The sequence below is a fragment of the Brevibacterium senegalense genome (assembly GCF_000285835.1).
In the GTDB taxonomy this organism is placed as follows: domain Bacteria; phylum Actinomycetota; class Actinomycetes; order Actinomycetales; family Brevibacteriaceae; genus Brevibacterium; species Brevibacterium senegalense.
Window position 1 is genome coordinate 51,438 of the sequence record NZ_HE978611.1, and the last position, 11,080, is coordinate 62,517.

At 67.1% G+C, this 11,080-nt stretch carries 15 protein-coding genes; 7 read left to right on the top strand and 8 right to left on the bottom strand.

Annotation, left to right across the window (positions count from 1 at the left end):
• Positions 1-248 precede the first annotated feature (248 nt).
• From HGBR_RS15280 to HGBR_RS15300, 5 genes are all read left to right on the top strand, one after another.
• A complete protein-coding gene (locus HGBR_RS15280) occupies positions 249-824 on the top strand; it encodes a recombinase family protein (RefSeq protein WP_019160221.1) in 576 nt (191 codons plus the stop codon).
• 264 nt (positions 825-1,088) lie between these two features.
• Positions 1,089-1,619, top strand: a complete 531-nt coding sequence (locus tag HGBR_RS15285) for a TetR/AcrR family transcriptional regulator (RefSeq protein ID WP_019160222.1) — start codon at positions 1,089-1,091, stop codon at positions 1,617-1,619.
• Between the two features lie 2 nt (positions 1,620-1,621).
• Entirely contained in the window at positions 1,622-1,969 is a 348-nt protein-coding gene (locus tag HGBR_RS15290) for a DMT family transporter (RefSeq protein ID WP_005053852.1), read from the top strand.
• Positions 1,969-2,289 (top strand): DMT family transporter, encoded by a 321-nt coding sequence (locus HGBR_RS15295; RefSeq protein WP_019160223.1) that lies wholly within the window; start codon positions 1,969-1,971, stop codon positions 2,287-2,289. Before HGBR_RS15290 ends, HGBR_RS15295 begins: the two co-directional genes overlap by 1 nt.
• A gap of 15 nt (positions 2,290-2,304) precedes the next feature.
• On the top strand, positions 2,305-2,502 hold the full coding sequence (locus HGBR_RS15300; RefSeq protein ID WP_005053846.1) for a hypothetical protein: 198 nt from the start codon (positions 2,305-2,307) through the stop codon (positions 2,500-2,502).
• On the opposite strand, the gene HGBR_RS15305 is transcribed toward HGBR_RS15300, so the two are convergent.
• From HGBR_RS15305 to HGBR_RS15325, 4 genes are all read right to left on the bottom strand, one after another.
• Positions 2,499-2,702 carry a hypothetical protein gene (locus HGBR_RS15305; RefSeq protein ID WP_005053843.1) on the bottom strand — a complete coding sequence of 68 codons (204 nt, stop codon included), beginning with the start codon at positions 2,700-2,702 and terminating at the stop codon, positions 2,499-2,501. The genes HGBR_RS15300 and HGBR_RS15305 overlap by 4 nt on opposite strands.
• Positions 2,703-2,767: 65 nt before the next feature.
• Positions 2,768-3,049 carry a hypothetical protein gene (locus HGBR_RS15310; RefSeq protein WP_147522574.1) on the bottom strand — a complete coding sequence of 94 codons (282 nt, stop codon included), beginning with the start codon at positions 3,047-3,049 and terminating at the stop codon, positions 2,768-2,770.
• A gap of 319 nt (positions 3,050-3,368) precedes the next feature.
• Positions 3,369-3,806 carry a nuclear transport factor 2 family protein gene (locus tag HGBR_RS19155; RefSeq protein ID WP_019160226.1) on the bottom strand — a complete coding sequence of 146 codons (438 nt, stop codon included), beginning with the start codon at positions 3,804-3,806 and terminating at the stop codon, positions 3,369-3,371.
• Entirely contained in the window at positions 3,803-4,864 is a 1,062-nt protein-coding gene (locus HGBR_RS15325) for an LLM class flavin-dependent oxidoreductase (RefSeq protein ID WP_019160227.1), read from the bottom strand. Before HGBR_RS15325 ends, HGBR_RS19155 begins: the two co-directional genes overlap by 4 nt.
• Before the next feature lie 105 nt (positions 4,865-4,969).
• Here HGBR_RS15325 and HGBR_RS15330 point away from each other — a divergent pair, with 105 nt between their 5' ends.
• A complete protein-coding gene (locus HGBR_RS15330; protein ID WP_147522576.1) occupies positions 4,970-5,452 on the top strand; it encodes a MarR family winged helix-turn-helix transcriptional regulator in 483 nt (160 codons plus the stop codon).
• On the top strand, positions 5,449-5,979 hold the full coding sequence (locus HGBR_RS18475) for a flavin reductase family protein (RefSeq protein ID WP_051013480.1): 531 nt from the start codon (positions 5,449-5,451) through the stop codon (positions 5,977-5,979). Before HGBR_RS15330 ends, HGBR_RS18475 begins: the two co-directional genes overlap by 4 nt.
• Before the next feature lie 371 nt (positions 5,980-6,350).
• On the opposite strand, the gene HGBR_RS15340 is transcribed toward HGBR_RS18475, so the two are convergent.
• The 4 genes from HGBR_RS15340 to HGBR_RS15355 all read right to left on the bottom strand — a co-directional run bounded on the left by HGBR_RS15340 (position 6,351) and on the right by HGBR_RS15355 (position 10,960).
• Complete coding sequence (locus HGBR_RS15340; RefSeq protein WP_019160230.1) at positions 6,351-6,974, bottom strand: recombinase family protein; 624 nt, start codon at positions 6,972-6,974, stop codon at positions 6,351-6,353.
• 91 nt (positions 6,975-7,065) lie between these two features.
• Positions 7,066-8,331 (bottom strand): TniQ family protein, encoded by a 1,266-nt coding sequence (locus tag HGBR_RS15345; protein WP_019160231.1) that lies wholly within the window; start codon positions 8,329-8,331, stop codon positions 7,066-7,068.
• On the bottom strand, positions 8,328-9,260 hold the full coding sequence (locus HGBR_RS15350; RefSeq protein WP_147522578.1) for a TniB family NTP-binding protein: 933 nt from the start codon (positions 9,258-9,260) through the stop codon (positions 8,328-8,330). The genes HGBR_RS15345 and HGBR_RS15350 overlap by 4 nt, the downstream gene beginning before the upstream one ends.
• The gene (locus tag HGBR_RS15355; RefSeq protein WP_026077648.1) at positions 9,257-10,960 is read right to left on the bottom strand and encodes a Mu transposase C-terminal domain-containing protein; all 1,704 of its coding nucleotides are present in this window, start codon (positions 10,958-10,960) and stop codon (positions 9,257-9,259) included. Before HGBR_RS15355 ends, HGBR_RS15350 begins: the two co-directional genes overlap by 4 nt.
• Between the last annotated feature and the right edge of the window lie 120 nt (positions 10,961-11,080).

Genomic DNA, 11,080 nt, shown 5'->3' on the forward strand with positions numbered 1-11,080 from the left:
TTTCAGAAGTCGCCTGCACGAATGCCAGAAGTCGTATGCACAGCACGGCGTTCCAGTTGCCTCAGCAATCGTTCGCTTGATGCGACGCCCGGCCTATTCGCCCAAGCACACCGAACGAGCATCCAGTTCGACCGTGATTTCAACGATTTCCCAACCGCGGCCGCCAGCGCGTTTCGTCTCAATACCCTGTCTCATTCGCTACAGTCTCAACTAGGCGAAACAGGTCGAGTTTTTGAGAAGAGGTACGGATGGCAAGTCTGGGATACGCGCGAGTCAGCACACTGGAGCAGAATGCGGACCTGCAGATCCATGCCCTCGAAAGCGCGGGGTGCCTGAGGGTCTACACCGACCACGGCGTCAGCGGGACGAAGGCCAAGCGCCCGGAGCTGGAGAGACTGCTGGACAACGCCCGGGCCGGGGACGAGCTGGTCGTGTGGAAGCTCGACCGGCTGGGCCGCAACACCCGACAGCTACTCGACCTCGTCGACTCCCTCGAGTCCCAGGGCATCTACTTCCGGTCACTGACCGAGGGAATCACCACGACCGGACCGATGGGCAAAGCTATGCTCACCGTCATGTCCGCGTTCGCCCAACTCGAGTGCGACCAGCTGGCCGAACGCACCCGGGCCGGCCTGGCCGCGGCCGCCGCCCGCGGCCGCAAGGGTGGCCGACCGACCGTCACCCCCGATAGCGAGAAGGTCCGGCAGGCCGGCCAGTACCGGCACGCGGGGCTCACTCCTCCAGAGATCTCCAAACTGCTGGGCGTCAGCCGGGCCACCGTGTACCGATACCTGGCACTGGTGACCGACGAGGCGAACGAGTAGGACCGACGGCGGCTGCTGTGCCACCCGGGACGAGGGCGTTTCGTGCAGGCGACTTCTGACAATTCGCAACGTTGCGCACACGAGTACTGAACGATCAGCGTTCAACAGCCTGACTGCACAACCCCGAGAACACGGGGCTGGACGTGCAGCCGGCTCCTGAAAATGACAGCCGCGGTGCAGCTCGCGGCCGTGCCGGAATCGATCGTTTTCGGCCTACTCGGCTCGCGGTGATGACCCTTACCTTCCGGATGGTAACCTACACTCATGCGCACCGATCCTCGCCCCGCGATCCTGGCGGCCGCCTTCTCTCAGCTCGACGAGGGGCGGGCGGTGTCTCTGGATTCCGTGGCCCGGAGTGTGGGGCTGACCAAGCCGGGGGTGATGTATCACTTCCCCACGAAGGAAGCTCTCATGCTCGCCCTGGTGGACTCCGTTTTGGACCGCTGGGAAGAGGGACTGGTCGCACGCCTCGGGTCGTCACCGGAGGGCGCGGCCCCGGCCGCGCGCATCGGCGCGTATGTCGACTGGTCACTGTCCGGGGGGTTCGATGAAACCGACCTGGTGGCGATGAGTGATCCGAAGCTGCGCCGCTCGCTCACGCAGCGCTGGGCCGAACGTCTCGCGCCCTGGCTTGTCGTGCCCGATGACGTCGCCCCGGACGAACGCACCCGGTTGCTCGCCGCCCGCCTCCTGGCCGACGGCGGGTGGCTTGCTGAAGCCGCCAACGTCTCCCCTCCTACCCCCGGCGACCTGGCGCAGCTCCGCGCCTTCGCCCACAACCTCGTGAAGGACTGACTATGAAGAAATGGCTCCTGCTTGCCGGCGCGATCATCAGTGAAGTCGCCGGCTCTCTCGCCCTCCAAGCCGGCCAGGACCACCCGGCCTGGTACATCCTTGTGGCGATCGGCTACGTCGGCGCGTTCACGCTTCTCGCGCTCGTTTTGCGCGAGGGGATGGCCCTCGGGGTTGCGTACGGGATCTGGGGCGCGATGGGCGTCGCCCTGACGGCGGTGCTGGCGGCACTTCTGTTCGGACAGCCCTTGACCGGCGTGATGATCCTCGGCCTGGCGTTGATCATCGGCGGTGTTCTCACCGTCGAACTCGGATCGCAAGCGGCGCAGCGCAAGAGGGAGGCGAGCATCTGATGGTCTGGCTCTTCCTCATCCTCGCGATCGTCCTCGAAGTCGGCGCGGCGCTCTCCCTGCGCCTCGCAACCGGCGGACGGAAACTGTTCTACATCGCCGTCGTCGTGGGCTACCTCGGCGCGTTCTTCTTCCTCACCCAAGTCCTTGCCCTCGGGCTCGGCATCGGTGTCGCCTACGGCATCTGGGCCGCCTCGGGCGTTGCCCTCACCGCCGTGGCCAGCAAGTTCCTGTTCAAAGAACCCTTCACCTGGGTCATGGCGCTCGGCATCGCCCTCATCATCGGCGGCGTCCTCCTCGTCGAACTCGGCGCGGCCCACTAGCCTGCCGACGCGGCCATGACCGTTGCTCGCACCCTCGCGGCTATTCGCCGCGCTCTCCTGGAAGATCCTGCCGTCGACATCCGATTCGTGGACGCAATCACCGTCGACAGTCATCTTCTGAGCACGCACGGCCAAGCCCTCATCCTGTTCGTACACCCACAGCATCGCGAAGTCGTCGACGAGCTGCGCAACGCCTCCCGCCCATTGGACTAGTGCGGTCGGCCGGGGTCATCACCGCGGCCGCGCAGCTCGTCAACGAGCTGGCGGTGCGCCGTGTGCAGGAACAGCACTGGGCGGCCGCTGCGCCCACTGTGGAGGTAACTGTCGGCGGTGAGCGCATCGGTGAACACGACTTCAAGCTCCGGCTGCTCGTGCAGCAGTCGCCGCACTTGTTCGGCCACCCGCTCAGTCATCGAAACTCCCCCCAGAGCTTCCGGGAGCGTATCGGACACGTCCGCACCGCGGCGCGGGCGGATCGCTATCGCGCGATCAGGTGGCGACGCCGCCGGCCCCTCGCGACGAGCTGCACGACGATCAGCCCGGCAATCATCGGGACGGCGAACAGGCCGGCCCCGATCAAGATGTTCTCGACCGTCAGCAGCTCGAACAGGGACGGGAACCGGCCCTCCTGGTGCGCGGCCTCGAACAGGCGAGTGAGGAACCAGCCGAGCACTACTAGCCCGCCGATCACCACTCCCGCGTAGGCAGCAATCCAGGCGGGGTGCCCCTGGGGCAGCTCGTCGATCGCTTTGTCCTTCATGTGATCCATCCTCTTGTCAATGTCCGAAGCCCGTTGCACAAATGCCCGAAGTCCTCTGCACGAGCTAAAGGAGCGCGCTGCCGTCACGCACGACGATAACCGTCACGCGGTCATAGGCAGAGGGCCAACCGGCCCAGTGCACGATCCGGGTCCGCGCGAGTAACACTTGATACTCACCGAGCCTCCGCCCACTCATGCTCATCGGCATGCATCCATGTTCGAGTGCGCAGAGGCGTCGCGGCTACGCTGGGTGCCACACCCTCGCCCTCCCGCGGCTGAGGATGACCAAGGCAACTCCGTCGGTCTTTCCTGCGCAGATTCATAGTCCGTGGGAGATGATTTCGCGGCGGCTGATGCGCCAGCCGGCATCCGTGCGCCTGAGTGTGTCGAGGTACTGCCCGATCAGCACTGGCATGGGGCCGGGTTGGGTGTTTCCCAGCCGAAGGAATTTGCTGCGCACCTGGACCTCGTCACCGCGATCGGCGACGACCTCGCTATTGGTTGTGTGGTGGGACAGCGCAGGACGCGTCAGGGTCGACCGGTAGGTGTACGGGTCGTCGGCGCTGCCGGTCATCGCCTCAAGGACACGTTCCCTGCCTTTGACGACGGAGCCCGGCTGACCGGGCGGGACGGCATGGGTGAAGTCGAATTCGACGTCTTCGGTGAGCACTTGAGCAAAGGGCACTGTGCCAGCGTCGAGGGCATGCCCGTACCGGGCGATGGTCTGCATGATCTCGTAGTAGTCCTCGAATCTCACCGCTGGCCCTGTTCGGTCTCGGCGGGTTCCGGCTGTGGCTTGAGGTCGAATGCCTGGGCGAGGAGTTCGTGAGAGCGGCGTCGGTCGGCGGGATCGGCGATGAGGTCTTGGATCATGAGCTCGTCGGCCCCGCTCTCTTCGACCATCTGCTCCAGCGTGGCGCGCACCTCGTCGGGACTGCCCGCGACGAACTTGGGCCACTGTCCGCCGATGATTGTGACCGGCTCGTCCTTCTCGGTCTGGCTCATCTCGCGGGCGGCCTCTTCGGGGGTGGGGACCATGACCGCCCCTGCTTCCCGGCCGGCCCGGCGCAGCCGCGCGTAGTAGCCCTTGGGGGAGCCTGCCAGGTGCAGGCCCTCAGCACTGGTCTCACCCACGGCGACGTTGACCGCGAGGATCGCCCGCGGCGAGTCCAGCCCGAAGCCTTGGGGCTCGAAGCTCTCGCGGTAGTGGCGCAGAGCCGGGGCTGCGCCCGGCGGGTTGATGAACCCGGCGAAGGTGTAGCCGATACCCAGGCCAGCCGCCAGGTTCGACCCGTTCGGGCTGGACCCCAGCAGCCAGGTCTGCGGGACCTCGGGCACGGTGGTCATCAGCGGGTGCCCGGCGAAGGGATGGTCTTCGGGGAATGACTCATACAGCCAGGCCAGAGTCTCCAGGACTTGCTGCTGGTGATCGGCCTGAGCGGGGTGCTGGCGGTTCTGTTGCAACGCGGCATCGAGCACCGGACCCGCGGTGGCTCGTCCCATGCCCAGATCGATCCGGCCGGGCGCCATTGCCTCCAACTGCTTGAACATCTCCGCGACCTTGAACGGGCTGTAGTGGTTCATCAGCACCGCGCCCGAGCCCAACCTGATGCGGGAGGTCGATGCTGCTGCCGCCGCGATCAGCAGCTCGGGATGGTGCGAGGCTCCCGAGCGACTCAGATGGTGCTCGGCGAACCAGACCCGGTGGTACCCCAGCCGCTCCGCGTGTCGGGCATTCTCCAGAGTGTCGGCCAGGGCGTCCTTCTCCGTGGTTCCGGGGGCGACCGTACCGAGGTCAACGATGGATAGTTTCACAGCAGATGCTCCTCGACGTGGGTGGTGGGCACCACACAATGCTACGTGAGGTAGTTAGTTAGCCCAAACTTGTTTCTCGGTGTGGTTGTGGTTAGCGTGGCGAGCATGGCTGATGGTGCGATCCTCGATGACGGGGTCCTGGATGATCTGGAGCGTTCCCTGGCGACGGTGTTGCGGCTGCTGGCCGATCGCGCCACCGCCAGCGATGTGGCGCAGCGATGTGGCTATGACCTGCCGCCGGCGTCGTGGGCGTTGCTGGAGTATGTGGACACCTACGGTGCCCTGCGGGTCTCGGACATCGCGGCCTGTCACAGGGTCGATGTCTCCTCGATCACGCCGCGCTTGAAGCGGATCGAGAATGCCGGGTTGGTGCGCCGTGAGCGGGTGCCCAGCGACGCTCGCGCGTACCTGATCAGCATTACTGCCGAAGGCGCCCGTGCGCTGCGCAGCGTCCATGCCGCGCGTCGTGAGATCTTGCGTCATGCCCTGGATGGCATCGATCAGGAACAGCTCTCCGATGCCGCTAGGGTGCTGCACCGCATCGCCGAACACCTGTCGCCGGAACCGTTGAGGCCTGTCAGCCGATGACATCACAGCACGTGCATGACGGAACCACGACGCAGCAGTTTCGTGGCGTGATGGCGCAGGTTCCGGCTGCCGTTGCCGTTGTTAGCGTGCGGGCGGGCGGTTCACCACACGGCACCACCGTCAGTGCGTTCACCTCGTTGTCGATGGACCCGCCGATGCTCTTGGTCTCACTCGACAACGCTTCGTCGCTGCTGTCGAGGCTCCATGTGGGAGCTGTCGCCGGGGTCAATGTCCTCACCGCCGACCAAGCAGACATCGCGGCACGCTACGCCCGCAAGAACAAGGACGACCTCCCCGCCGAGTACGAACTCATCGACGCTGAGCCTCCGCGACTGCCGACCGCTCACGCCTGGATTACGTTCACCGTGACTGAGTTCGTCACCATCGCCGACCACACCCTTGTCATCGGCACTGTCAATACCGCGCACGCCACGCCAACGGCGCCGCTGATCTATTGGCATCGGACCTATGGGACTCACACGGCGGCAGGATCGACAGCCGCGAGCGGGGATACGGGCCTCACGTAGCTCTTCTCGGATTTCGCGGCCACAACAGATCGACTCGACGCGCCATGCGGTGTCGGCCGGGTCGCCTTACTGTGGCTGCGATAAACCGCAAGGCTTCGCCGCTCGCCGGTGCGCATGCCAGCTCCAGCCGGCTCTCATACGGCACGTGCCCACCCGCGGTCGCCGACCAGAACCGGCCCGAGTAGTGACGTTGACGGGAAGTTCCCCCGCCCTGCCACTGCGGCCAAACGAGCCGCAGGTGCTCATCGCCGGTCATCGGTGCAGGCTCGCCGCCACCCGGGCCGTCCGCCGATTGGGTGGACGCCGGTACCCGGTCGTGGGGAATGCTTACCATCGAGGTGAGTTGCGACCGGTCCTTGACCCGGGGGCCGTCACCTGCTCCGGCTCTGCGCGAGGACTTTGTGTCCAGCTTCGCGAAGTTCACCGCTGGGTGAGACGTGGCGGTAGAGCGTCTGTCGGGCGATGCCGAGCTCCCTGCACAGCTCGCCAACGTTGGTGTCGGGCTGCCCCATCGAGGCCATGGCCAGTCGAACCTTGGCGGGGGTCATCTTGTAGGGACGTCCGCCCTTTCGGCCCCGTGCTCGCGCGGCGGCCAGGCCGGCGATGGTGCGTTCGGAGATGAGCTCACGCTCGAACTCGGCCAACGCGGCGAAAATGCCGAAGACGAGCTTGCCGGAGGCTGTGGTGGTGTCGATGGCCGCGCCCTGACCGGTCAGCACTTTCAGGCCAATGCCCCGCTGGGTGAGGTCGTGCACGATGTTGACCAGGTGGCGCAGGTCCCGGCCGAGCCGGTCGAGCGTCCAGACTACGAGGGTGTCGCCGCGACGTAAGGCTTTCAAGCAGGCGGTGAGTTCGGGACGGCCCTCCTTCTTACCCGAGGCCCTGTCCTCATACAGAGCGTTCGGGTCGACCCCGGCGGCGGTGAGCGCGTCGCGCTGCAGGTCGGTGGTCTGTGATCCGTCGGCCTTCGAGACCCGCGTGTACCCCACCAGCACCGGCGTCGACCTCCATCACTTATTCGACCGATTACGTGACAGTTTGCAGCGAGACGGCTCTCCATGGTGAACATGTCACTTAATCCGTCATCTATTCTATGTCCTGCGAAGGGTCGTCGCTCAAGATGTGACAGGCGTTCGCCGGTATCTGCCGTGCACGCTGCTCCGCCAGCGTCGGTGGGAGGTGGTCGTCCGGGATACCGAGGGCAATCAGGTCATCGCGAATGCGCTGGAAGGTCGCCTCGCTGCGGGTCAGGGCGGTAAGGGTGGCCAGCAGCTGCCGGGCGGCGGCGGGGTCATGCTGGGCGAGGGCGATTGCCGTGTTGAGTGCGTCCTCGGCTTCCTGCCAGTAGTGACGGTCTGGTGGGGTGCCGTCGGGGACGGGCCGGTGCGGCTCAGGAGTCAGGAGAGACGCGAGGGTGCCGTGGGCGATGACCTCGCCCGTCTCGATGAGGTCAAGGGTGGCGGCGGCAGCTTCGAGAAGCATCTGCTGTCGGGCCCGGGGCAGCGATTCGTAGGGGTGCCAGGGAGCGACCATGCCGGCGCGGATGGGGTGACCGGCCGTGTGCCAGATGCGCCGGACGCTTCGGTGGGAGCGAGTGCGTAGCGCCGAGACGGGGCCGGAAAGCTCGTCGATGAGGGTGCGTAGCAGCCGGAACCACACTCCCGCGTGCACGGATCGGCGCGGCAGGGTCACCGTGCCGGTGCGTAGGGCCTGGTGAGTGCGTGCGTCCATGACGAAGACCGCGGCCGGTGCAGCCCGGGCGCGGGTGTCCTGCTCCTCCCAGGCGGCGAAGGCGCCAAGGCCGCCGAAGGCGGGTTCGAGGTAGCAGCCGTGGTGCGGGCAGCTGAGCGTGAGCGGGAGCTGGGAGATCAGGGTGAATCCGAAGGTGCCGGCCGCGGAGGTGCTCTGGCAGGTCGGGCAGGCCCGGCGCAGCGGCCCGCGCTTGGGGTCGGTCGGCAACCAGGCACGCCAGCCGGGCACCTGCCGCCCGGGGCGTTCCTTCGCGGTCAGGAGCACCGAGTCCTGGTGGACGTAGGTGTCGAACGCCTCCCCGGACACTGGCTCGGAATCGAGTGTGTCCACGAGCCAGGGCACCTGGCCGGCGATCGTCATATGGCGCAGCTGGTCCAGCGGTACGCCGGTGCGCTCGGCCAGCACGGAAAGCACCACAGAGGGCGGGTTCAGATCCAGGGCGCTGGTGCGGTGGTCGAGAAGATCGCGGCCCGGCGAACCGAGGTTGTGCCGGATGAGTTCCTCGACGCTCAAGCCGTAGACCTCGGCGAGTCGGCTGAGCCAGGACGTCAGCGCCTCGCCCTCACTTGGTGGTGGGTGGAGGGGCCAGCGAGCGGTCATGCCAGCTCGCGTTCGAACATTCGGCGTCGTTCGGTGGGGCCGACGTAGGACGCCATGAGCAAGGTTCGTTGGTTGATTGCCTCCTCGCCGGACTCGATTGCTGCGACTGCGGCGTCGGTGAGGAGGTGGGTGAGTTCTCCGATGGTGCCCTCGCTGCGAGAGAGCAGGTAGCGGGCCATGTCCTCGGTGGCGATCGTCGAGGGTCGGCGCAGCGGGAAGGCGGCGGCGAAGCTGGCCAGCAGTGTGCGGGTCTCCTCGTTCGGTTCCCAGCGGGGCAGGGGGAATGGCTCGAAACGGTTTTCCAGCTGGTCATCCGAGCGGATCGCCAGATAGGCCTCGCGGGTGCCGACCCCGACGAGCGGGATGCGCAGCTCGTTGCCCAGGAACCGGATCAGGTTCAGGAACTCGCGCCGGGTCTCACCGCGCCCAGCCAGGAGGTTGTGCAGCTCGTCGATGACCAGGACCCGTACCCCGACCGCGCGCAGGAGCGCCAAGGTGGCTTGCTCCAACTCGGCCAGGCGCTGGCGCGGGCGTAGCGGTGCTCCCATCGCGGCCAACAGCGCGACGTAGAAGCGGATCACCGAGGGCTCTGACGGCATCTGGACCGCGAGCACCGGCATCTGCTCACGATCGGAGTGGGACGTGGGCGGGTGGAGGCGGCGGAACTTCTCGATGATCATCGACTTGCCGTTGTTCGTCGGGCCGATCAGCAAGAGGTTGGGCATGCGCTGCTTGCCCGGCCACTTGTAGAGCGTCTCCAGTCGCTCCAGCGCTGCTGTGGCTCTGGAGTAGCCGATCCACCGGTCGGCGCGCACGCGCCGCACGCGCTCCTCCGCCGGCAGCCGGGCCACGGCCCGGGCGCTGTCGTGCAGATGATCCAGGTCATCACTTGCGACGTCCTCACCGGCCCCGTAGTCGCCCTGGCTCACCACTGCTCGATCACCTCGAATGGCGCCACGGACCCCGCATCAGCGGTGCTGGCCCTGCTGGCGCCATCAGCCGGGGTGTCGTCGGGCGGGACCGCCGCGGCTGGCTTGTCCCGTGGGGCCGCGGCGCCGGCTCTGTTGCGGCGTTCGGCGTCACGGCGGGCCTTGCGCGTGGTGGACCTGGCGGTGTCGGTGATGGTGCGCATCTCCTCGACCATCCGGAACAGCGCCTCTTCATCGACCTGCGCCCGACCCTCCGCCCGGAGTCGTTCCAGCGCGGCGCGGTGCTCCCACACGCTCACCGCCGGATGGGACAGCGTTCGGTAGGGCACCGCCAGGTAGGACCCGCCCTCTGGGTCGAGCACCCAGATGCGGCTGATGTCGCGCGGGTCGCGGCGGATCACGAACCGGTCCAGCTGCCCACGACGGGCGATCCACGGCTTGAGCGCGTCGCTGAAATAGCGCACGTGGTCGATGACGAACCCGGTGCGCGTCAGCGTCCTGCGAATCACCGGCAGGAAGTCCACCAAGAACGCAGTCTCGTTGGCCACCGTCACCGCAGGCGTCTGGGCCGTGCCAGCCGCCCAGCGGGCCTGCGGCGTCTGCCCCGTCGTGCCGTGAACCGTGCCGTGGTAGCTCGCCACCGCCAGGGCCAGCCACTTCTCCAGCTCCGCGACCGTCAAGGCGGCCTCGGCATCGGAATCGTAGCTGCCGCGCTGGGCCGGGTTGGAGAACGTCGTGCCGGGCAGCTCGTGGACCATCTCCATCAGCGTGCCGATGACCCGCTCAACGATCCCGCCGTAGTGCGGACGCCCCGGTGGCCGGTAGCCCAGCGTGATCCCGTGCTCCTCACAGCCCCGCCGCAGAGCCTCGCTCTTGAACTCCGCCGCGTTGTCCAGATACAGCTCGCCAGGCTTGCCGGCCATCGGCCAGTCCACCTCGAGCCCCAGGCGCTCCAGCCATGCCCGCTTGTCGGTCACCATGTCCGCCAGGCACAGGCCCACCGACAGCGCCGAGGGTGCCTCCAAGGTGATCACCAGGCCCACGATGCACCGGGAGAAGACGTCGATCGCGACCGTCACGTACGGCCGGCCGATCGGCAGGCGGTGGTGCTCGTCGACCACGATCAGGTCCACCACGGTGTGGTCGATCTGCACCTGCTCCAGCACACCGGTGATCGGTGGCACCCGCCCGCCGGCCGACTCCAGCGCCCGGGCCGCGTCTGCTCCCTGACGTGCTGTTGTCTCGGCCACTGGGTCAAGGCCGGCGATGCGGCGCGTAATCGCGCCCAGTGAAGGCACTGGCAGGCCGCGGGTACGGCATACCCGCGTGATCTCGCGGTGGACCGCGGCAGTCGTCTTGCGCTGCCGGGTCAGGTAGTGCTTGCGCACGACCTCCCGAATGACCGCCTCGACCTCGACCGACAGCCGCTGGCCGCCGCGGCCACCGCTGGAGCGCCCCGGGACCAGATCGGAGACCACGCCTTGCCCCTCGCGCCACCGACGCATCAAGACATAGACCTGCCGGCGCGAGATGCCCAGCTGCTCGGCTGCCGCCGCCACCGCCTCCTCACCGGCCATCCCGGCCTCGGCCAGCGGGCCGATCACCTCCGCCCGGCGCACCGCAACCGCCCACACCTCTTCGGGGACGGTCAGCAGGCCACGCTCAGGAACCCGGTCCTCAGCGACCGCTTCGTCGTGCACAGAACTATGGAACAACAAGCCGATCGTGCACACGGGTACGGACACGCCGGGCGATCAAACTTCTGTGCACACTGTCTCGAACGTGCAGGTCGCCTGTGCAGACGACTTCGGAAATTCACA